The sequence below is a fragment of the Microbacterium sp. LCT-H2 genome (assembly GCF_001866135.1).
GTDB lineage: Bacteria > Actinomycetota > Actinomycetes > Actinomycetales > Microbacteriaceae > Microbacterium.
On record NZ_MODW01000001.1, the window covers coordinates 591367 to 612335 of the forward strand.

General features: G+C 70.7%; 18 protein-coding genes. 6 read left to right on the forward strand and 12 right to left on the reverse strand.

Going from position 1 to position 20969, the window contains the following annotated elements; translation table 11 throughout:
* Nucleotides 1-11: 11 nt before the first annotated feature.
* Together BK819_RS02795 and BK819_RS02800 are read left to right on the forward strand one after the other, a co-directional pair.
* Nucleotides 12-887 carry a siderophore-interacting protein gene (locus tag BK819_RS02795; protein ID WP_071327761.1) on the forward strand — a complete coding sequence of 292 codons (876 nt, stop codon included), beginning with the start codon at nucleotides 12-14 and terminating at the stop codon, nucleotides 885-887.
* Nucleotides 888-1013: 126 nt separating this feature from the next.
* Nucleotides 1014-1688 (forward strand): GNAT family N-acetyltransferase, encoded by a 675-nt coding sequence (locus tag BK819_RS02800; protein WP_071327762.1) that lies wholly within the window; start codon nucleotides 1014-1016, stop codon nucleotides 1686-1688.
* Nucleotides 1689-1783: 95 nt separating this feature from the next.
* Here BK819_RS02800 and BK819_RS02805 read toward each other — a convergent pair whose 3' ends face one another.
* Together BK819_RS02805 and BK819_RS02810 are read right to left on the reverse strand one after the other, a co-directional pair.
* Nucleotides 1784-2947, reverse strand: coding sequence for an acyl-CoA dehydrogenase family protein (locus BK819_RS02805; RefSeq protein ID WP_062637336.1), 1164 nt, complete (start codon nucleotides 2945-2947; stop codon nucleotides 1784-1786).
* 163 nt (nucleotides 2948-3110) lie between these two features.
* On the reverse strand, nucleotides 3111-4040 hold the full coding sequence (locus tag BK819_RS02810; protein ID WP_071328065.1) for a M15 family metallopeptidase: 930 nt from the start codon (nucleotides 4038-4040) through the stop codon (nucleotides 3111-3113).
* Nucleotides 4041-4114: 74 nt separating this feature from the next.
* Between BK819_RS02810 and BK819_RS02815 the strand changes: the two genes are divergently transcribed.
* Together BK819_RS02815 and BK819_RS02820 are read left to right on the forward strand one after the other, a co-directional pair.
* A complete protein-coding gene (locus tag BK819_RS02815; RefSeq protein ID WP_071327763.1) occupies nucleotides 4115-5209 on the forward strand; it encodes an Rv2578c family radical SAM protein in 1095 nt (364 codons plus the stop codon).
* Between the two features lie 43 nt (nucleotides 5210-5252).
* Complete coding sequence (locus BK819_RS02820) at nucleotides 5253-5792, forward strand: YaeQ family protein (protein WP_071327764.1); 540 nt, start codon at nucleotides 5253-5255, stop codon at nucleotides 5790-5792.
* A 70-nt stretch (nucleotides 5793-5862) separates the two neighbouring features.
* Here the strand turns inward: BK819_RS02820 and BK819_RS02825 are convergent, their stop codons facing one another.
* The gene (locus tag BK819_RS02825; RefSeq protein ID WP_071327765.1) at nucleotides 5863-7929 is read right to left on the reverse strand and encodes a DEAD/DEAH box helicase; all 2067 of its coding nucleotides are present in this window, start codon (nucleotides 7927-7929) and stop codon (nucleotides 5863-5865) included.
* 273 nt (nucleotides 7930-8202) lie between these two features.
* Here BK819_RS02825 and BK819_RS02830 point away from each other — a divergent pair, with 273 nt between their 5' ends.
* Complete coding sequence (locus tag BK819_RS02830) at nucleotides 8203-9099, forward strand: aldose 1-epimerase family protein (protein ID WP_071327766.1); 897 nt, start codon at nucleotides 8203-8205, stop codon at nucleotides 9097-9099.
* A gap of 96 nt (nucleotides 9100-9195) precedes the next feature.
* Here the strand turns inward: BK819_RS02830 and BK819_RS02835 are convergent, their stop codons facing one another.
* The 9 genes from BK819_RS02835 to BK819_RS02875 form a co-directional block, all read right to left on the reverse strand.
* A complete protein-coding gene (locus tag BK819_RS02835; RefSeq protein WP_143049232.1) occupies nucleotides 9196-12336 on the reverse strand; it encodes an efflux RND transporter permease subunit in 3141 nt (1046 codons plus the stop codon).
* 16 nt (nucleotides 12337-12352) lie between these two features.
* Entirely contained in the window at nucleotides 12353-12940 is a 588-nt protein-coding gene (locus BK819_RS02840; protein ID WP_071327767.1) for a TetR/AcrR family transcriptional regulator, read from the reverse strand.
* Nucleotides 12941-13110: 170 nt separating this feature from the next.
* Nucleotides 13111-14298 (reverse strand): Gfo/Idh/MocA family protein, encoded by a 1188-nt coding sequence (locus tag BK819_RS02845; RefSeq protein ID WP_218138551.1) that lies wholly within the window; start codon nucleotides 14296-14298, stop codon nucleotides 13111-13113.
* Nucleotides 14299-14338: 40 nt separating this feature from the next.
* Entirely contained in the window at nucleotides 14339-15394 is a 1056-nt protein-coding gene (locus tag BK819_RS02850) for a LacI family DNA-binding transcriptional regulator (protein ID WP_071327768.1), read from the reverse strand.
* A 3-nt stretch (nucleotides 15395-15397) separates the two neighbouring features.
* Nucleotides 15398-16288, reverse strand: a complete 891-nt coding sequence (locus BK819_RS02855; protein WP_071327769.1) for a carbohydrate ABC transporter permease — start codon at nucleotides 16286-16288, stop codon at nucleotides 15398-15400.
* Complete coding sequence (locus tag BK819_RS02860) at nucleotides 16281-17240, reverse strand: carbohydrate ABC transporter permease (RefSeq protein WP_071327770.1); 960 nt, start codon at nucleotides 17238-17240, stop codon at nucleotides 16281-16283. The genes BK819_RS02855 and BK819_RS02860 overlap by 8 nt, the downstream gene beginning before the upstream one ends.
* Nucleotides 17241-17244: 4 nt before the next feature.
* Nucleotides 17245-18507, reverse strand: coding sequence for a sugar ABC transporter substrate-binding protein (locus BK819_RS02865; protein ID WP_071327771.1), 1263 nt, complete (start codon nucleotides 18505-18507; stop codon nucleotides 17245-17247).
* A gap of 113 nt (nucleotides 18508-18620) precedes the next feature.
* Complete coding sequence (locus tag BK819_RS02870; protein WP_071327772.1) at nucleotides 18621-18980, reverse strand: CrcB family protein; 360 nt, start codon at nucleotides 18978-18980, stop codon at nucleotides 18621-18623.
* Nucleotides 18977-19351, reverse strand: a complete 375-nt coding sequence (locus BK819_RS02875; protein ID WP_256209351.1) for a CrcB family protein — start codon at nucleotides 19349-19351, stop codon at nucleotides 18977-18979. Before BK819_RS02875 ends, BK819_RS02870 begins: the two co-directional genes overlap by 4 nt.
* 87 nt (nucleotides 19352-19438) lie before the next feature.
* On the opposite strand from BK819_RS02875, the gene BK819_RS02880 reads away from it, so the two are divergent.
* A complete protein-coding gene (locus BK819_RS02880; RefSeq protein WP_071327774.1) occupies nucleotides 19439-20968 on the forward strand; it encodes an FAD-dependent oxidoreductase in 1530 nt (509 codons plus the stop codon).
* The last annotated feature ends 1 nt before the right edge of the window (nucleotide 20969 follow it).

A 20969-nucleotide genomic window follows, 5' to 3' on the forward strand; every position in this document is an offset into this window, starting at 1 on the left:
AAGGTGCCCGCATGGCATTCAGCAAGATGGTCAAGCCGGAGACGGCCGAGCTCCTGCACCTCACCGTGCTCCGCACCGAACGGCTCGCGCCGCACTGGGTGCGGGTGACCCTGGGCGGCGGCGAGATCGACCGCTTCCGTCCGATGGGCTACGACCAGTGGTTCCGGCTGTTCCTGCCGATCGGCGGGGAGGCCGGGCTCGAGCGGGTGCCCGCCAAGGCGAACCGGATGCTCGGGTATCTGAAGTTCCTCCGCATCCCCGACGGCGAGCGCCCCGTGATGCGCAACTACACCGTGCGCGCGTACCGCCCGGCCACGCCCGAGACCGGCGCCGAGCTCGACGTCGACTTCGTGCTGCACGGCTCGGCGGCCGACGGCACCGCCGGTCCGGCCTCCCGATGGGCGGAGACCTGCGCCCCCGGCGAGCACGTCCTCATCATCGACGAGGGCCTGACGTTCAACCCCGAGCGGGGCACCGACCGGGTGGTGCTCGTGGGCGACGAGACCGCCCTCCCTGCGATCGCGTCGATCAGCGCCTCCCTGCCGGCCAACGCCGCGGGCACGGCGATCATCGAGGTCCCGTCCGCGGAGGACGCCCTGGAGTTCGCGCATCCGTCGGGGCTCGACGTGGTGTGGATCGTGCGGCCGCACGAGATCCCGCCCGGGGTTCTCGCCCTGGACGCCCTCGCTCGCACCGCTCTGCCCGATGCTCCGTTCCACGCGTACGCGGCCGGCGAGCAGGCCCTGGCCTCCGGCGTCCGCAAGCAGCTCGTCGGCGAGCGCAGCGTCGACAAGAACGCCGTCAGCTTCTGCGGCTACTGGAAGATCGGCGCCGCCTCCCCCGCCTCGAAGGCCGCACGCGAAGCCGCCGCCGAGCCCCTCGCCTGAGGCCGGGCACGACTTCGGAGACAGGGCACGACACGCCGGGGCGGAAGAGGCTGCCCCGGCATGTCGTCCGGAATCTCCGAAGTTGTGCCCGGAGACCGGCGTGTGGAGCGATGCCATACTGTGGCGATGACAGCCGCCGACCTGGTTCGCCGCTGGCCCGCCGCGGGGGTGCGAGCGCGTGCCGGAGACCTCGAACTGCGGTGGCTGGATGACGATCTGCTGGTCACCCTGGGCGACCTCGCCGCACGCGGCGTGCACGATCCGGGCCGGATGCCCTTCGCCGTCCCCTGGACTCGCGGTGACACGGACACCGTTGTACGCCGACTCCTGTCGTACCAGTGGCACGCCCGCTCCCAGATCGCTCCCGAACGGTTCATGCTCGAACTCGGGGTGCTGGTGGACGGCATCCTCGTCGGTGTCCAGGGCGTGAGCGCCGACGATTGGGGCATGCGGCACCGAGCGGAGACGGGCTCCTGGCTCGGTATCGAGTATCAGGGCCGCGGCATCGGCACACGGATGAGAGCTTTGATGCTTTTCGCACTGTTCGACGGCTTGGGGGCACGAGAGGTGACCTCGGGCGCCTTCGCAGACAACGCCGCCTCGAACGCAATCTCCCGGAGGGTCGGCTACCGTCCCCACGGCACGACGATGGTGGTCCGCGAGAACGCGGCGACCCCGCACCACAACTACTCGATGACCAGGGATCGCTTCGAGGCGGTCCGCGAGCAGAATCTCGCCCTGCTCGGTGGCGCCGTCACGCTCGACGGGTTCGACACCCTCCGGCTCATGCTCATCCCCTGACCGGGCACGACTTCGGAGTCACAGCACGGCACGCCGGGGCGGACGAGGCCGCCCCGGCGTGCCGAGGGGAATCTCCGAAGCTGTGCCCGGAGACGTCAGCGCTTGCCGGCGATCTGACGCCCGACGATCTCGCGCATGATCTCGTTCGTGCCGCCGTAGATGCGGTGCACGCGGGCGTCGAGGAAGGCACGGGCGATGGGGTACTCCGTGATGTAGCCGTAGCCGCCGTGGAGCTGCACGCCGGCGTCGAGCACCTCCCACTCCCGCTCGGTCGCCCAGAACTTGACCTTCGCGGCCTCTTCGGCCGAGAGCTTGCCGTCCTTGTAGGCCAGCAGCGCGCGGTCGATGAAGGCCCACAGCGCGTCGACCGTGGCGGACATGTCGGCGATGGTGAAGCGGCTGTTCTGGAAGTCGATGATGCGCTCCCCGAAGGCCTCGCGGTCCTTCGTGTAGGCGACGGTCCAGTCGAGCGCGGCCTGCGCGGCGGCGGCTCCGGCCACGCCGATCGAGAGGCGCTCGAGCGGGAGGTTCATCATGAGCTGGATGAAGCCCTTGCCCTCGACGCCGCCGATGAGGTTCTCCTCGGGCACGAACACGTCGCTGAACGACAGCTCGGCGGTGTCGTGACCGTGGAAGCCCATCTTCGAGAGCTTCTTGCCGTTGTCGAACCCTTCCATGCCCTTCTCGATGAGGACGAGGCTGAACGCGTCGGGCCGGTTGCCCTCGCCCGTCTTGACGAAGGTCACGACGAGGTCGGCGGTCGCGCCCGACGAGATGAACGTCTTGGCACCGTTGACGAGGTAGCCGCCGTCGACCTTCTTCGCCGTGGTCTTGATGCCGCGGAGGTCGGAGCCCGCGCCGGGCTCGGTCATGGCGAGCGCGCCGACGACCTCGCCGGTGGCCATGCGGGGCAGCCACTTCTCCTTCTGCTCCTGCGTGCCCATGTGCACGAGGTACGGCACGGCCAGGTCGTCCTGGATGCCGAAGGCCCCGGCGAGCGAGCCCGCCCCGGCCGCGATGACCTCTTCGTTCACGATCGCGCGGAAGCGGTAGTCCTGCAGCATCCCGGCGCCGCCGAACTCCTCGGGCACGGAGAGCCCGATGATGCCGGCCTCACCGGCGGCGCGCATCGTGGCGCGGTCCACCTCGCCGGCGGCATCCCACTTCTCGATGGCCTCGTGCGTGACGTGGCGCTTGACGAAGTCCTTGACGAGGTCGCGGAAGGCCTCGTGATCCTCTTCGTAGATGTCGCGTTCCATGCCGTCCTCCCGAACGTGTCGTGCGTCGTTGCTCCGGCGAGTCTACGGCGGGAACACGGGGCAGGACAGGCGATTGTGAGAATGCATCCCATCCCGAGTGGGACTGGGTACCGCGTTTGTGGGATGCCTCAGCGCACGCCGAGCGACGTCGCGGACGCGCCGATCAGTGCGCGTAGTCGGGGGCGGCGGGCAGGCCGAAGAACTCCTCGAGGGTGTGGAAACCCCCCTCGTGGTACGCCTCCGCGAGCTCCGTGCCGACGTAGCGCAGGTGCCAGGGCTCCGGAGCGTACCCGGTGACGGGGGTGCCGACCTGCTCATAGCGCACGATGAACCCGTACTCCCAGGCGTGCGCGGCCACCCACTCGCTCTGCCGCGTCGCCCCGAAGCCGTCGAGGCCGCCGCACCCGGCATCGCAGGCCACGACGTCGAGGGCGAGACCGGTCTGATGCTCGCTGTGCCCCGGGCGTGCCGAGCCGGCGTCCGCGTCGGCCTGCCCCTGGTCCCGCACGTGGGCGCCATAGGTCGCGACCTGGAGCCCGTAGGAACGGTAGCCGTTGTTCGCGCCGATGCGCCCGACCCCCGCGGCGGCGGCAGCATCCGCCATGCGCCCGACCGCGTCGGCGACCTCCGCGCGCACGCGGCCCGACGGCGTCGTCATCTGCAGCGGCACCTGGCCCAGTTCCGCGGGCTCGTAGGCGGCCGGATCGAGCGGGCGCCCCTTGTTCACCACCACCCAGATCCGGGCGGGATCGCTGAGCGAGACACAGGGCGCGTTCCCGGCGACCACGGCTTCGCGGAAGGGCACCCCGCCGCCGAAGGCGGCCACCGTGGTGGCGTCGTCGCCCGCGGCGATCGCCTCCTGCACCGCGGTGTCGGCGCAGGGATCGGCCGCGGGTGTCGCCGCGTTCTGCACCGCGGGCACCTGCATCACCGCGACAGGGCGCGGGAGCGGTTCCGACGCCACGGGGGTCGCGGCCGCGCCGGTGAGGGACAGCACCACCCCCAGCGCGGTCACCGCCAGCCCGACCGGCAGAGCGGGGCCGAGGATCGGGGAACGCGGCGCCGCATGCTGAGCGTACGGCGAGGTGGGCATGCGCCCATTCTTCCATTCGAACATCGATGCCATACTCGCTTGACTTGGATTCGATTCTTTGTTCGAATAGAACGATGCGGTGGCAGGGACAGAAGCTCGCGGACAGCGACGAGGCGGCGCTGCCCGGTCTCGAGAACCGGTCCAGCGTCCTCCGCACCGTGACCACGCCGGAGTTCGCCGGGATGACGTTCCACGAGGTGCTGTCGAAGTCCGCCCTCAACCACGTCCCCGGGGCGTCGCGCATGCCCTTCGCCTGGACGATCAACCCCTACCGCGGCTGCTCCCACGCCTGCACCTACTGCTTCGCACGGGGCACGCACGAGTACCTCGACCTCGACGGCGGCGCCGACTTCGACACCCAGATCGTCGTCAAGGTCAACGTCGTCGAGGTGCTCGAACGGGAGCTGCGCCGCGGGAGCTGGCAGCACGAGACGGTCGCCCTCGGCACGAACACCGACCCGTACCAGCGGGCCGAGGGGCGCTACGCCCTCATGCCCGGCATCATCGAGGCGCTCGCGGCGTCGGGCACCCCGATGTCGATCCTCACGAAGGGCACGCTGATCCGCCGCGACATCCCGCTGCTGAAGAAGGCGGCGCAGCGCGTGCCGGTCGACGTGCAGATGTCGATCGCGATGTACGACGACGCGCTGCAGAAGGCGATCGAGCCGGGCGCCCCGACCACGCAGGCCCGCCTCGACACGGTGCGCGCGCTCGCCGACGCCGGCTTCCCCGTCACGGTGTTCCTCATGCCGATCATGCCGCACCTCACCGACTCCCTCGCCGCGATCGACGACGCTCTCCGCCGCATCAAGGCCGCCGGAGCGCGGAGCGTGATCTACGGAGCCCTGCACCTGCGCCCCGGCGTCAAACCGTGGTTCTTCCAGTGGCTCGGCGAGAACCGTCCCGACCTCGTGTCGTCGTATCGGGGCCTCTATCCCGGAGCGTCGGTCGAGGCGCCGAAGCCGTATCGGCAGTGGCTCGCCAAGCGCGCTCGTCCGCTCATCCGGATGCACGGGCTCGACGGGCGGCACGAAGACGACTATCCGCGGCGCGGCCTCCGCCCCGGACAGGGTCACGTGCAGACGGAGACCCCGGCGGCCGGGCCGGTGATGTTCACGCCGAGCGGTCGCGCCGCAGCCGCCACCCCGCCGCAGCCGATGCTGTTCTGACCCGGTCGGCCGGAGGGCGCAGCTCCGCGTAGGCTCGAGGATCATGGCGATCGGTTCGACAGTCCACACGTTCGAGATGCAGCTCGCCGACACCGATCGCGGGGTCTACGAAGACGTGTCGCTCCGCGCCGCCCGGCATCCCTCCGAGACCGACGCGTACATGCTCACCCGGGTGCTCGCGTATGGACTCGAGTTCGCGGAGGGCATCGCGTTCGGCGGCAGCGTCTCCGACACGGAGGAGCCCGCCGTGCTCGTGCGCGACCTCACGGGCCGGGTCACGGTCTGGATCGAGGTGGGCGCTCCCGATGCCGCGCGGCTGCATCACGCCTCCCGCCTCGCGGACCGGACCGTGGTCTACACGCACCGCGATCCCGCCAAGGTCATGGCGCCGTGGGCCGACAAGCGCATCCACCGAGCCGAGGACATCCGGGTCTACAGCTTCGATCCCGGCTTCGTCGACACCGCCACGCCTCACCTCGCCCGCCGGAACACCCTGACCCTCACGGTCACCGAGCGCGTCCTCTACCTCGACCTCAACGGCACCGCCCTCACGACGTCCCTCCACGAGCACACCCTCCCCTGACCCGCCTGGTGCAGAGTGCGAAAAGGCCCCGGAGACCGAAGTCTCCGGGGCCTTTCTGATCCCGAACGCGTCAGGAAGTGAGCTCGGCGGCGGACGGCGCGCGCCCGGCGATCTCCTCGATCACGTCGTCGTCCAGGCGGGCCTGCTCGAACGGGGCCTCGATCTCGGCGCGACCGAGCAGCTCGGTCATCCGGCGCTGACGCTGCCGCGTGATGAGCGTGACGACCCGGCCCGAGCGCCCGGCGCGACCCGTGCGACCGGAGCGGTGCAGGTAGGTCTTGTACTCGTCCGGCGCGTCGGCCTGGACCACGAGGTCGATGTCGTCGACGTGGATGCCGCGCGCGGCGACGTCGGTGGCCACGAGGACGTTCACCCGACCCGAGGTCAGCTTCTCCAGGTTGCGCGTGCGCTTGGCCTGGTTGAGGTCGCCGTGCAGCGAGACGGCCGGGATCCCGGCGTCGTCGAACTGGTCGGCCAGCATCTCGGCGTAGGCGCGCGTGCGAGCGAAGACGAGCGTCTTGCCCTCGCGGTCGACGAGCGACGTGAGGATGTCCGCCTTGTCGCGGTGCTCGATGACGAGGACCCGGTGCTCGATGGTGCTGGAGCCCTGGTCTTCGCCCGCGACCTCGAACACGGCGGGCTCGACGAGGAACTCGTCCACCAGCGCCGCGACCTCGCGGTCGAGGGTCGCGGAGAACAGGAGCTTCTGGCTCCCCTCGGCCGTGCGGCGGAGGATGCGCTGCACGGGCTCGACGAATCCGAGCTCGCACATGTGGTCGGCCTCGTCGAGCACCGCGATGCGGCAGTCGGACAGGTCGAGCTTGCCCTGGTTCATCAGGTCCTCGACACGACCGGGGGTGCCGATGACGATGTCGACGCCCTTCTTCAGCGCGCCCACCTGGCGCCCCTGGGGCACACCGCCGTAGATCTGCGTCGTGAAGAGGCCGACGCTGCGGGCGATCGGCTGGATGGTCCGGTCGATCTGCAGCGCGAGCTCGCGCGTCGGAGCGAGGATGATCGCACGCGGCGCACGGCCGAACTCGCGACGCTTGCCCGCCTGCGACTGCAGCACCCGCTCGACGAGCGGTGCCCCGAAGGCGATGGTCTTGCCGGAACCCGTGCGTCCTCGGGCGAGCACGTCGCGCCCTTCGAGGACGGCTGGGATGCTCGCCGCCTGGATCGGGAACGGCGTCGCGGCGCCCATGTTGTTCAGGGTCTCGGTGATGTTGGAGCCCAGGCCGAGGTCGGCGAACGTGACGCCCTCGACCTCGACGGCCTGCACGGCCTGCGCCTCGAGGCGCTCGTGGACGACGTCGTCGGTCTGCTCGAACGCCGCCTTCGGCTTCGCGTTCCAGTCGCTGCGGGTCGGACGCTCGTCGCGACGGGGACGCTCGTCCCGACGCGGACGCTCGGTGCGGTAGGCCCCTCCGGTCGACGGACGCTCGCGCCCGCCCTCGAAGGAGCGCTGCGTGCGGTCACGGTCGAAGGCACGGCGCGCACGGGCGGCGTCGTACGAACGCTCGGTCCCCTGGCCGTTGCCGCGGGTGCGGTCGCCGCCGCGGTCGTCGCGCCGCGGACGGTCGTCGCGGTCGAAGCGCGGACGCTCGTTCCGGCGGTCGTCGAAGCGCGGGCGTCCGCCGTCGCGGTGGTCGCCGTCGCGGAACCCCTGTCGCTGCGAGCCGCCGCGGTCGTCGCGCCGCGGGCGGTCGTCGAACCGTCCGGCGCCGGCCCGGTCGTTGTACCGCGGACGCTCGGCGCGGTCGTCGAACCGGCCGCCACCGGCGCGGTCGTCGCGGCGGTGCGGGGCCTCGCGACGCCCGGACTCCGCACGGTTGCGGATGCTGCGGGCCTCGTCGCGACCGGCGCGCTCCTGGGAGCTCCAGCGGCGCTTCGGAGCACCGGACTCGGTCTCCTCCGGGCGGTAGCCGCGGTGCCCGGGGCTGCGGCTCCCGGGGCGACGGTCGTACCCGCCGGTCGCGCGATCCTCGCGGTCGTCGCGTGCGGGACGCTCGTCGCGAGCCGTGTCCCGACCGCCGGCCGGACGGTGGCGGTCGTGGAACGAGGTCTTCTTGGCGCCGTAGCGCGGCTCGAAGTTCGCGGCGGCGCGACCGCCGCGGGGCTTGTGGTTCTTGGGCATTCGGGTGTCCTTCTTGCGTTCTCGCACGAGAACAGCGCTGCGCGCACGCGCGAGCACTCCGATCCAGCGGAGTCCGGACGATCTGCGGCCGGGGCCATTCCTGTGATGGTTGATTCGCGTCGATCGACGCGCACCATCGGCCCCTGGACTCACACTTCACACACTGAAAAACGTCCGCGCCCTGCGCGGGTGTCCGAAGCCGACCGTCTCAGTCTACCCGGCATCCCTGGGAGACCCCCGCACTCCGGCGGCCCGCGGCACTACGATGTCGAGGTGAACTCCGTCTCTCCCACCGGCACCCAGGTCCACCTCCGCCTCGGCGACGTGACCGCGCAGATCGCCCAAGTCGGCGCCTCTCTCCGTGCCCTCCGGATCGGCGAGGTCGATCTCATCTCCCCGTATCCGCTCGACATCCCGACGCCGTCGTGCTCGGGTGTCGTGCTGACGCCCTGGCCCAACCGGGTGCGCGACGGCCGCTGGGACGACGAGGGCACCGTGCGCCAGCTCGCGATCACCGAGCCGAAGACGGACAACGCCAGTCACGGCCTGCTGCGCTTCACGGCGTATGCGATCGAGCAGACGGAGGGGGCCGCGACGCTGCGGGCGACCGTCTTCCCGCAGACCGGCTATCCGTACCTTATCGAGACGTCCGTCGCGTATGTCCTCACCGCCGACGGCATCACGGTCACGCACACGCTCACCAACTGGTCCGACTCCCCCGCACCCGTCGCGGTCGGCACGCATCCGTTCCCGGCGATCGGCGACGTCGACCCGCACGACCTCGTCCTCCGGGTGCCCGCCCGCACCGCCTTCGAGACGGACGACCGCATGCTCCCGATCGGCACCCGTCCCGCCGATCCCGAGCTGCGCGAGGGCATCCGCGTCGGCGACATCTCGCTCGACACCGGGTTCACCGATCTCGAGCGCGACCCGGACGGCCGGGTGCGGAGCACCCTCACCGCGCCCGACGGCCGGACCGTCACGCTCTGGCAGGGCGAAGGCTTCGACTTCGTGCAGGTGTACACGGCTACGAACTACCCCGATACCCCGCTCGCGGTCGCGATCGAGCCGATGACCGCGCCGGCCGACGCGTTCAACAGCGGCCGGGGCCTGCGCCGTCTCGCTCCCGGCGAGACCTGGACCGTGGAGTGGGGCCTCACCTTCGCCTGACCGCGGTTCACAACTCCGGAGAACCGACGCCGAAAGGCCCCGATCCTCGTCCTACGGACGGGACCGGGGCCTTTCTCCTGAGTTGTGAACGCGCGGCTACTCGCCGTGGTTCTCGCGCAGCTCGCGCCGGCTGACCGGCGTGCCGTCCGCGTGGACGGGGACCGAGGCGCCATCGTCGTGCGGCTCGCCCTTCCGCGCCCGGCGGCGCTCCCGCGCCCCCTCGACGAGGTTGTACAGGGTCGGCAGCACGATGAGCGTCAGCACGGTGGAGGAGACGAGTCCGCCGATCACCACGATGGCCAGCGGCTGCGAGATGAAGCCGCCGTGCCCGGTGATCCCGAGCGCCATCGGGGTGAGGGCGAGGATGGTGGCGAGCGCGGTCATGAGGATCGGACGCAGACGCTTCTCCCCTCCCGCCATCACGGCCTCTGCGGTCGACAGTCCCTTCTCCCGGTACTGGTTCACGAGGTCGACGAGCACGATCGCGTTCGTCACCACGATGCCGATGAGCATCAGCACGCCGATCAGCGATGCCACGCCGAGCGGTACGCCCGTGATGATCTGCAGCAGGATGGCGCCGGTCGCCGCGAACGGCACCGAGATCAGCAGCAGCAGCGGCTGACGCAGCGACTTGAACGTCGCCACCATCACCACGTACACGATGAGGATCGCGGCGAGCATGGCCAGGCCGAGCTGCGCGAACGAGTCGGCCTGCTGCGAGGCGACGCCGCCGACCTCGGCCGAGGCGCCGTCCGGAAGGTCAGCCGCGGCGAGCGCCTCGGTGACCGACTGGGTGGCGACCGCGAGGTTGTCCGATGCGGGCGGCACGGTGACGGTCGCGGTGCGGCGTCCCTGCTCGGTGGTGATCGAGGTGGGACCGTTGCGCTGCTCGACGGTCGCGATGTCCTGCAGCGGCACGATACCGGCCGCGGTGGGGATCGCGAGCTGCTGGAGGGCGGCGACGGTCGTGGGCGGCTCGGGGTTGACGAGGTAAACGGTGAGCGCGGTGTCGTCGATCTCGACCGAGCCGATCTGCTGGGGACGCATCGTGTTCGACACGATCGACCCGACGGCGACCTCGGACAGCCCGACCTGGGCGGCGGCCTCGCGGTCCACAACCACGGCGATGTACGGCAGCGCCTCGGCGAGGTTGTCAGTCACCTGACCGATGCCCTCGCGGCCGTCGAGCTCGTCCACCACGGCGGAGGTGGCGGTGGCGAGGTCGTCGCCGCTCGCGGCCGACACGGTGATCTCGATGTCGCTGGAGCCGAAGCCGGCGGACGCCGCGACGGTGACCTCGCCGACGTCGTCGCCGAGACCGTCGATGGCGTCCTGCACCTCGGCGCGCAGCTTCTCCTGATCGGCGTCGCCGTCGGTGAGCACGGAGTAGGTGATCCCGGCGCCGCCGGAGAACGCGTCGCGCAGCGCGGAGCCGCTCGACCCGATGGAGGCCTGCACGTGCTCGATGCCGTCGATGTCGAGGAGGGCCTCCTCGACGGGGACGGCGGCGTCGGACTTCGCCTGCAGGCTCGCCGTCGGCCCGAGGTCCTGCGTCACGGTCATGGTGTTCTGTCCGGAGTCGCTGAGGAAGTTCACCTTCATCAGCGGGGCGGCGGCGAGGGTCCCGGCGAGGACCACCACCGCGAGCGCGACCGTGATGCCCGAGTGCTTCAGCGTCCAGCCGAGGATGGGGCGGTAGCCGCGCTGCAGCCGCGTCGGCGGGGCCGCCGGGTCCTCCGGGTCGATCGCGTTCCCCTGGTCGTCGAGGAGCGGCTTGCCGGGCTTGAGGAACCAGTAGGCCAGCACCGGCACGATCGTCAGCGCCACGAAGAGCGACGCGACCATGGCGATGGTGACCGTCATCGCGAACGGGCGGAACAGCTCGCCCACCATGTCACCCACGAACACGATCGGCAGGAACACCGCCACGGTCGTGATGGTCGACGCGGTGATGGCGGCGGCGACCTCGCGCACGGCGAGACGGATCGCGTCGCCCTTGTCCGCATCTCCCACGTAGTGGCGCTTGATGTTCTCGATCACCACGATGGAGTCGTCGACCACGCGGCCGATCGCGATCGTGAGCGCCCCGAGGGTCAGCACGTTGAGGGAGTAGCCGAACGCCTGCAGCCCGATGAAGGTGATGAGGACCGAGGTCGGGATCGAGATCGCGGTGACCAGGGTCGAGCGCACCGACATGAGGAACACGAGGATCACGAGCACGGCCATCACGAGGCCGAGCAGACCCTCCGTGGCGAGGGTGTCGATGGACTGCACGATGAACGGCGCCTGGTCGAACACGACCGTGAACTCCGCGTTCGGAAGCGCCTGCCCGATCTCGTCGAGGGCCGCGATGACCCCCTGCGACACCTCGACCGTGTTGGCGGCGGGAAGCTTCGTGATGGAGATCGACAGGGCGTCCTCACCGTCGACGCGGGAGATCGAGGTCACCGGGTCGGACACCTGCGCCACCGTCGCGACGTCGCCGATGGTGACCGCGGTGCCGACGAGCGGCAGGGCGGCGATCTCGTCGACCGAGGTGATCTTCGCTCCGGTCTGCACCGTGAGGGTCTCGCCGTCCTCGGTGATCTCGCCACCGGGGAAGAGGGTGCCGTTCTGCTGCAGCGCCGTGCTGATCGCCTCGCTGCTCTGCCCTGCGGCGGCGAGCTTCGCGAGGTCGGGGGTGATGGTGATGCGCTGTCCGACGCCGCCGACGATCTCGGCCGCGTTCACCCCGTCGACGTCCTCCAGATCGGGGATCGCGACGCTCTCGAGCTGCGCCTGGGCGTTGTCCGCGTCGTCGAAGCCGGTGACCGCCACCTGGATCACCGGGAAGTCGTCGATCGAGACCGAGAGCACCTGCGGCGTGACGTCCTCCGGCAGCTGCGAGGAGATCCGGTTGATCGCCTGCTGGATCTTCTGCTCCGCGGTCGCGAGGTTCGTGCCGTACGAGAACATCGCCTGCACGATGGACGCATTGGTCGTGCTCGTCGCGGTGGTCGACTCCAGATCGGGAACCCCCTGGATGGCCGACTCGATCGGCGTCGAGACGTCGTTCTCGACCACCTCGGGCGAGGCGCCGGGGTACGTGGTCATGACCACGAGCGCCGGCAGCTCGAGCGACGGGATGAGCTCCTGCTTGAGGTTGGTCAGCGCGAGCCCGCCGAACACCGCGGCGACGATCGTCACGAGCGCGATGAGGGCGCGGTTCTTCAGGCTGAGGATGGCGAGTTTCGACAAGGCGGGGTCCTCGGTGTCAGGGGATGGCGGTCGCTGCGGATGGGAGGGAGAGAGGTTCTCCGAGGATCCGCGTCAGTGCGGATTCGAGGAAGGACTGTTCGAGATCGACGTCGCGGATCTGCGTGCTCCACATGACGCCGTCGATGAAGATCATCGCCGCTCGGGCTCGGTCGGCGCCATAGGTCGGCTCCAGGAGGTCGACGAGGCGGTCGGACAGGTGGCGCGCGAGCTCGCGCAGACGCGGATCGTGGACGGCCGCCGTGACCACCGCTCGATCCGCCTGCACCGCGTGTCCGTCGTGGATGCTGTCGTGGACGAGCGCGGCGATGACGTCGGCCCCGGCCCCGCGTTCGGCGAGGGTCTGCCGCACCCCGTCGAGCCGGCACTCGATCTCGTCCGCGAGGGCCCGGAAGGCGGCGCCGCGCAGGTCGTCGAGGGTGTCGAAGTACTGGGTGGTCGCCCCGAGCGGCACTCCGGCGCGGGCGGCGACCATGCGGTGCGTGATGGCGTCGGCCCCGACCTCGACGATCAGCTCGGCGGCAGCCGTGACGATCTCCCGGCGGCGTGCTTCGGGGTCACGCCGCCGACGCGGGCTCTCCGCCATCGCTCACCCCCTGGACATCCGTACATGTACGTTTGTACATTCGCTTCGGTGTGAACTCCCTGAGAGCCCCACCCCTCTCCCCCTCCCCCCTCGCTGCGGGATCAGAAACGTGCCTGGGAGCCGCGGTTCGGGTGCCATTTTGCACTCCCCCTGCCGGGGGACGGGGGGGGTCAGGCGACGGGGGAGGGAGAGGGGGTCTGGCCTCGCTCGAAGTAGGCGACGAGATCGGGGGCGAGCGGGGGGACGGAGATCGCGGAGCCATCGCCTCGGAGGGACGCGGTCGCGAGGATCCCGGCGGCCACGGCCTCCCGCGCCGCGACGGGCGAGGTCGCCGTGAGACCGCCGTGCCGCACGAACCGGAGGAACTCGGCCACGAGCAGCGCATCGGCACCGTCGTGCCCCGCATCCGGCACCTCGGGCACGACGAACACCTCATCCGCGTCGGCCGCCCCGGCATGCCGACGGTTCCACAGTTTCACCTCGCTGCCGGCCACGTCGCCGAAGTTCTCGATGCGCCCCTCGGTGCCGATCACGGTGTAGTTCCGCCAGTAGTCCGGGGTGAAGTGGCACTGCTGGTACGACGCGAAGATCCCGCCCTCGAGCCTCAGGTTCACCATCGAGATGTCCTCGACGTCGACGACGGGGTGGAGTCCGGTGAGCGCGGTCGGCGGCCAGTTGTCCATGCTGAACCAATCGGGCATCCGCTCCCCCGTGCGGTCCCGCCGGTCGGCGATGTCGCCGTAGACGCTCAGGCCGCCCATCGCCGCCACCTGCTCGGTGTACGCGCCCGCCAGCCAATGGATGATGTCGAGGTCGTGCGCCCCCTTCTGCAGGAGGAGTCCGGTGGTGCGGCTCCGGTCGGCGTGCCAGTCCTTGAAGTAGAAGTCGCCGCCGTGCCCCACGAAGTGCCGCACCCACACGGCCTTCACCTGCCCGATGCGCCCGTCCTGGATGAGCCCGCGCATGAGGGTGATCACGGGCATGTGCCGCATGTTGTGGCCGATGTAGAGCCGGGTGCCGGTGCGTCGCGCGGTCTCCAGCATGCGGTCGGCGTCGGCGAGATCGATCGCGAGGGGCTTCTCGCAGAAGACGGGCACCCCGGCCTCCAGCGCCCGGATGGTCAGGGCGGCGTGCGTGTCGTCCGGGGTCAGCACCATGACGGCGTCGACGCCGGATGCGAGCAGCTCGTCGAGGGAGTCGGTGATGAGCGCGTCGGGGACGAGCGCTCTGGCGTCCTCCCGGGCGCGCGGGGCGAGGTCGCAGACGGCGGTGATGCGGGAGCCGTGCCCCGGCCGGTGCACCTCCTCCTGGAGGGTGGAGCGCGCGCCGAAGCCGATGATGCCGATGTGGAGGTCCAACAGAAGTCCTTCGTGACAGAGGGGGAGAAAAGGGGGCGGCTCAGCGGCCGCGGGCTGCCGGGGCGTCGAGGTCGGTCGAGCCGCCGGGGACGAGGGCCCAGGGGAACTCGTGCAGCGCCCCGGGCGAGGGGTCGCTCTCGAGCGCCTTCTCGACGATGATCCGCGCCTGACGCTCGTAGAAGTCCGTGGGGCCGACGGTGGTGAGGGTGGGCGCGATGAGCCGTGCGTCCGGCGTGTTCCCGACACCGATCACCGCGACGTCATGCGGCACGCGGAGCCCGAGCATGTGCGCGGCGTTGATCGCGGCGATCGCGGCGAAGTCGGTCGTCGCGTACACGGCGTCCGGGCGGTTCTCCTGCGACAGCAGCTCGATCGCGGCGGTGAAGGCGCTGGCCTGGGTCTCCGCATAGGTCACGGTCCACGCCGGATCCGGGGAGATGCCGGCCGCCGCGAGCTTCTCGACATACGGCGTGTAGCGCGTGACCTGGGTTCCCGCGAGGCGGACGGCACCCTCAGCGGCGATGCAGCCGATCGCCGTATGCCGCTCCAGCAGGTGGTCCATCGCGAGCTCGCACCCCGGGATCGCGTCCGAGCGGATGACGTCGAAGCCGTCCGGTTCCAGATGCTCCGAGAACACCACGAGGCGCTGACCGCGCTTGACGAGGTCGCCCAGCCGTCGGGCGTCCTCCTCGTCCAGCCCGACGCCGTCGAGATACGCCACGTCGCTCTCGACGCGGTCGAGCGCCGCGTGCCAGTCGCCGTCGGCGAGGATCAGCGTCGTCAGCCCGTGCCGGTTCGCCTCGGCGTTCACGGCGTCGGCCACCGCCAGCGACCACGGATCGCTCAGCATGTGCAGGGAGAGCTGCACCATGCCGCTGCGACCGGTGCGGATGGCCCTGGCCGCCGTGTTCGGCCGGTAGTTCAGCTCGTCCGCCGCCGCGAGCACCCGCGCCGCGGTGGCCTCGGCCACGCCCGCGCCGCTCGCCCCTGCGCGCCCGGAGAAGACGTACGAGACCGTCGCCGTCGACACCCCGGCACGTTCGGCCACCATCCGCAGGGTCGGTCGGCGGCTCGGGGCGTGCTCACGCTGTGCCATGTCTCAGCCCTTCGTCCCGCTGAACGCGATGCCCTGGATGAACTGCCGCTGCAGGATCATGAACGTCACCAGCATGGGCAGGGTCGCCAGCAGGGCACCCGCCATGAGCACCGGGTAGTCGGTGCCGTGGATGCCGACGAGCTGCGAGAGTCCGACCGACAGGGGCATCTTCGCCGGATCGGTCGTCACGATCAGCGGCCACAGCAGATCGTTCCAGGACCACAGCACGGTGAACACCACAAGTGCGATGATGCCAGGCTTCGCGAGCGGAACCATGATCCGCCAGAAGGTCTGCCACGGATTCGCCCCGTCGATGCGCGCCGCCTCCTCCAGCTCGGCCGGCATCGAGAGGAAGAACTGCCGCATCAGGAAGGTCCCGAAGGCGCTGAAGATCCCGGGCACGATGAGCGCCTGCAGCGTGTTCAGCCAGCCGAGCGCCTGGATGATCTCGTACTGCGGCAGCAGGTAGAGCTGCGAGGGCACCATGAGCACCGAGAGGAACACGACGAACAGGGCGTTCCGGCCGGGGAAGGCGATGCGCGCGAACGCGTAGCCGGCCATGGTGCACAGGGCGACCTGCCCGACCGTGCGGCCGACCGTGAGGAGCACGGAGTTCAGGAACATCTGCCCGAACGGCATCGAGTCGAACACCTCGGCGAAGTTCGTGAACACCCACTCGCGGGGGAGGAACGACGGCGGCACCTGCACCGAGTCGGACAGTGTCTTGAACGAGGTCAGCAGCTGCCAGACGAACGGGAACACCATGAGCGCGGCGCCGACGATGAGCACGACGTGCACGATCCACAGCCCGCGGTTCCGGGGGGCGCCCGCGCTCCGCGATCGTGCGGGGGCGGCCCCGACGACCGCGCGGGTGTCGAGGGAGACGTCACTCATAGTGCACCCACTTCTTCTGCAGCCGGAACTGCACGATCGTCAGCACGAGGATGATCAGCAGCAGGAGGAAGGCGACGGCTGCGGCGTAGCCGCGGTCGTTGTCGAGGAAGCCCGCTTCGTAGAACAGGTAGACGACGGTGCGGGTGTTCGGCATCGCGGGGTTGCTGCGCCCGAGCATCATGTAGATGAGATCGAACACCTGCAGCGCCCCGATCACGCTGATGACGCTGACGAAGAAGATCGAGGGCGACAGCAGCGGGATCGTGATGGAGAAGAACTTGCGCACGGGGCCCGCCCCGTCGAGGTCGGCCGCCTCCATGATCGTGTCGGGGATGCCCTGGAGTCCGGCGATGAAGATGACGATGTTGGTCCCGAGGCCGGCCCAGATGCCGACGACGGCGATCGCGACCAGCGCGGTGTTCGGATCGGTCAGCCAGCTCCGCCCTTCGATGCCGACCGCGCCGAGGGCCGCGTTCAGCACGCCGTAGTCGCCGTTGTAGATCATGCGCCAGACCAACGCGATCGCCGCGGGCATGGTGACGACGGGGATGAAGTAGAGCGTGCGGTAGGCGCTGCGGCCTTTGAGGCCGGTGGTGTTCAGCAGCGCGGCGATCCCGACCGCGAGGGGGATGCCGATGAGCGCGATCACCGTGTAGACCGCGGTGTTGCGGAGAGCGCCGAGGAGCTCCGGGTCCTGGAACAGCCGCACGTAGTTCTCGAACCCGATCCACTCCGCACCGCCGAACGGCCCCGACTTCGTGAAGGAGATGATGAGCGTGCGTACGGTCGGCCACAGGTAGAACACGGCCAGGCCCAGGGCGGTGGGCCCCAGGAACACCAGGGCCCACCACGGCGAGGCACCGGGCGTGCGGCGCCGGCGGACCCCGGAGGGCGGGGCCTCCGGGGTCCGCCCGGCGGCGGGGGCGACCGCGCGAGGCGCGAGGACGGTCATGCGGTCACTCCTGCTCGGCGTCCAGCGCGGTCTGCATCTGCGCGGCGAGATCCTGCAGGCCGTCCTTCGGGGAGACCGCTCCGGACCACACCTGGGACAGCACCTCGCTCTCGATGCTCGTCCACGCGGAGGTGTTCTTCGACACCGGGTACGGGACGGCCGTCTCCAGCGCGTCGATGTAGACCTGCAGGTCGTACTGCGGGAGGGCGTCGACCCAGGCCTGCTGCGTGCCGTTGTACGCGGGGATGACGGTGCCGGTCTCGGCCTGGATCTTCGCGGCCTGCTCGCCGCTCGCGAAGGCGGCGAAGTCCTTGGCCTCCTCCACGTGCGCGCTCTTGGCGTTCGCGACGTTCCCGACGCCGTGGATCACGCTCTGGTTGCCCTCCGGGCCCGCCGGCAGCGGGGCCACGTCGACACTGCCGCCGATGTCCGCGTTGTCCGCGTAGGCGATGGCGGCCCAGGAGCCGTTCTGGAACATGGCGACCTTGCCCGACAGGAAGAAGTCCTCCGGGTTCGTGTCCGTCATCTGCTGCGCCGTGGGCGAGGAGCCGTCGGCGATGAGGTCCGTCCACAGCTCGATGCCCTCGAGAGCCTCGGGGGAGCCGTATCCGCTCTGGGTGCCGTCCGCGGAGATGACCTCGCCGCCGGCCTGCGCGATGGAGTTGTAGAAGTTCTCCTGGCCGTACTGGCTCGCGGCGACGCCGAACTGGCCCTTCGCCGGGTCGGTCAGCTTCGCGGCCGCGGAACGGAAGTCGTCCCAGGTCCAGCCCGCGCTCGGGTACTCCACCCCCGCGGCGTCGAACAGCGCCTTGTTGTACCAGAGCGCGACGGTGTCGAAGTCCTTGGGGGCGCCGTAGAGCGCGTCCTCGTAGGTGTAGAGGTCGACGAGCCCCTGGGGGTAGTCGGCCGCGTCCACGTCGTCGAGCGGGGCGAGCTGTCCGTTCGAGGCGTAGAGCTGGAAGTTCGGGCCGTTCATCCAGAACACGTCGGCGGCCGAGCCGCCCGTCACCGCGGTCTGGAGCTTGGTGAAGTACTCCTTGTACGGCGTGACCTGGATCTCGATCGTGACGTTCGGGTGCTCCTCGGTGTACGCGGCGGCGATGTCCTCCATCGCGGGCTTCTGGTTCTCGTCCCAGATCGCGTAGCTGAGGGTGACGTCGCCGCCCGACGACTCCCCGGTCGCGGAGGAGGAGCAGGCGGAAAGCGCCAGGACGGCGGCCGCGGAGGCGGCGAGGGCGCCCAGGGCGCGGCGAGAGGTGCGGGGCATCGAGGTCTCCTTTGACGGGTGCACGAGAAGGCGGGTGCGCGATGTTAACCGTTTAGCGTTAAACGATTAGCAGCGAGAGTAGCGCGGCACGTCGGCTCTTCGCAAGCGTCGATCTAGAGCGCAGCCCCCAGCGCCAGCCCCAGTCCCGCGGCGAGGAGACCGAGGACGAGCATGCCGACCGCGTCGAACACCGCGGCGCCGCGCTCGCCGTCGCGCCACAGCGCGACCGCATCCAGCATCGCGGTGCTGAAGGTCGTGTACCCCCCGAGGAGACCGGCGCCGAGCACGAACGCCGCGTCGGGCAGCGCCGTCGTCACGAGTCCCAGCGCGAAGGACCCGGTGAGGTTGACGATGAGGATCCCCCACGGGAACCGTCGGCCGACGAGCCGGGCGACGCCGACATCGACGAGATAGCGCAGGACGGCGCCGACGCCCCCGGCGAGCGCGGCCGCGAGGAACAGCAGCGGACTCACGACGCCCCTCCCCGGCGCGGCCGACCCAGCCGGAGCCCCACGGCTGCCGCGAGGAGACCGAGGAGGAGGCTGCCCGCGGCATACGCCGCAGCGAGGAGCGGTGCCGACCCCCACAGGGCCAGCGTCCCGGTCATGAAGGCGCTGTAGGTCGTGAAGCCGCCGAGGACGCCGGTGCCCAGCAGCAGTCGCAGCTCCGCCGAGGCCGGGAGCCGCGCCGCCACGACACCGATGAGCAGGGCACCCAGCACGTTCGCGAGCAGCACCGCGAGGGGGAACCCACCGGGCTCGTCCGCGACGAGCCCGAGTCCCAGACGCGCCGCCGTCCCGAGCGTGCCGCCGAGAGCGACGAGCAGGACACGACGGAGACTCACGCTCGCCACTGTAGTCGCCGCATGACAGCGTGATCGTCGGATGTCAAGGCGTTGGGGTGGGGGCAGGGAGAGGCGTTGACTGTCGGCATGAAGCCCCTCTGGAAGGTCGATCAGGACGCACCCCACGGCACTGCCTTCGATCCCGGCGCGACGCACGACGTGCTGATCGTGGGGGCGGGGCTCACCGGCCTCTCCACCGCGGTGCTCCTGACCCGCGCCGGACTCGACGTCGTTGTCGTGGATGCGGGGGACGTGGCGGAGCTGTCGACGGGTGGCAACACCGGCAAGCTCTCCCTCCTCCAGGGACAGCAGCTCGCCACCATCCGAAAGCACCATCCGGCGGCACTCGTCCAGGCGTACGTCGATGCCAACCGGGCGGGCATGGAGTGGCTCACCGGTTTCGCCGACACCGCCGGCCTGAGCTACACCGAGCGGACCGACCACACCTACGCCCAAAGTCCGGACGGGCTCGAGGCGGTCAGAGCCCAGCATGCCGCCGCGCAGGAGGCGGGACTGCCGACGCGGCTGCTCACCGCGAGCGAGCTGTCGACGCCGTTCCCCGTCGCGGGCGCGGTGGCGCTCGATTCCCAGGTGACGATCGACCCGGTCGCCGTCGCCGACGCGCTCGCAAGGGAGTTCCTCGCCGGGGGCGGCACGCTGCACACCGGCGTCCGCGTGATCGGCGCCCACGCCCTCCCGGAGCCCCGGGTGGAGACCACGGCGGGGCCGATGTTCGCCGAGCACATCGTCCTCGCGACCGGGACCCCGATCCTCGACCGCGGCCTGTACTTCTCCAAGGTCGCCGGGATGCGGTCGTACTGCGTCTCGTTCCGGGTCTCCGGCGGAGTGCCGGAGGGGACGTTCATCTCGGCCGACGGCCCGACGCGGTCCATCCGACCGGTGTCCGCCGCCGACGGCCCGGCCGATACCGCGCAGCTGGTCGTCGGCGGCAACGGGCATCCGGTCGGCCGCTCGGACGGCGAGACCGCGGCGATCGACGACCTCGTGGACTGGACCCGTCTGCACTTCCCGGATGCCGAGGAGACGCACCGCTGGTCCGCGCAGGACTACCAGTCGCACAACCTCATCCCCTTCGTCGGCGCCCTGCCCCGCGGCCTCGGACGCATCCGCATCGCCACCGGCTACGCGAAGTGGGGGCTGTCGAACGCACCCGCCGCGGCCCTGCGGCTCACCGAGGAGATCATCGGGACGAAGCGCCGCGAGCGTCCGTCCTGGATGCTGCGCCTCGGCACCCGGCTCACCGTCCCCGCCGATCTCGCGCGCGGCGCCGTCGAGGGCGCGAAGGTGGCGGCCGCCGCCACGAGAGGCTGGGTCGAGGCCGAGACCACGCCGGTCCCCGTGCCGCAGCCCGCGGAGGGCGAGGGCGTCGTGGCGAACCGCGGCGGTCGCCCGGTCGCCATCTCCACGGTCGACGGCGTGACCCGAGCGGTCAGCGCGGTGTGCCCGCACCTCGGCGGTATCCTCGACTGGAACGACGCTGAGTGCACGTGGGACTGCCCGCTGCACGCGTCGCGGTTCGCCGCGGACGGCACGCGCATCGAGGGACCGGCGCTGAACGATCTCCCCGAGGTCCGGCGGGCGGCCGGCGGCTCCTGAC

Excerpts from the sequence above, each read along its gene's own strand:
- BK819_RS02800 (WP_071327762.1), top strand. The coding sequence starts at position 1,014 with ATGACAGCCGCCGACCTGGTTCGCCGCTGGCCCGCCGCGGGGGTGCGA.
- BK819_RS02865 (WP_071327771.1), bottom strand. The coding sequence starts at position 18,507 with ATGCCCCGCACCTCTCGCCGCGCCCTGGGCGCCCTCGCCGCCTCCGCG.
- BK819_RS02810 (WP_071328065.1), bottom strand. The coding sequence starts at position 4,040 with ATGCCCACCTCGCCGTACGCTCAGCATGCGGCGCCGCGTTCCCCGATC.
- BK819_RS02815 (WP_071327763.1), top strand. The coding sequence starts at position 4,115 with ATGCGGTGGCAGGGACAGAAGCTCGCGGACAGCGACGAGGCGGCGCTG.
- BK819_RS02880 (WP_071327774.1), top strand. The coding sequence starts at position 19,439 with ATGAAGCCCCTCTGGAAGGTCGATCAGGACGCACCCCACGGCACTGCC.
- BK819_RS02840 (WP_071327767.1), bottom strand. The coding sequence starts at position 12,940 with ATGGCGGAGAGCCCGCGTCGGCGGCGTGACCCCGAAGCACGCCGCCGG.
- BK819_RS02825 (WP_071327765.1), bottom strand. The coding sequence starts at position 7,929 with ATGCCCAAGAACCACAAGCCCCGCGGCGGTCGCGCCGCCGCGAACTTC.
- BK819_RS02855 (WP_071327769.1), bottom strand. The coding sequence starts at position 16,288 with ATGAGTGACGTCTCCCTCGACACCCGCGCGGTCGTCGGGGCCGCCCCC.
- BK819_RS02860 (WP_071327770.1), bottom strand. The coding sequence starts at position 17,240 with ATGACCGTCCTCGCGCCTCGCGCGGTCGCCCCCGCCGCCGGGCGGACC.
- BK819_RS02795 (WP_071327761.1), top strand. The coding sequence starts at position 12 with ATGGCATTCAGCAAGATGGTCAAGCCGGAGACGGCCGAGCTCCTGCAC.
- BK819_RS02805 (WP_062637336.1), bottom strand. The coding sequence starts at position 2,947 with ATGGAACGCGACATCTACGAAGAGGATCACGAGGCCTTCCGCGACCTC.
- BK819_RS02850 (WP_071327768.1), bottom strand. The coding sequence starts at position 15,394 with ATGGCACAGCGTGAGCACGCCCCGAGCCGCCGACCGACCCTGCGGATG.
- BK819_RS02820 (WP_071327764.1), top strand. The coding sequence starts at position 5,253 with ATGGCGATCGGTTCGACAGTCCACACGTTCGAGATGCAGCTCGCCGAC.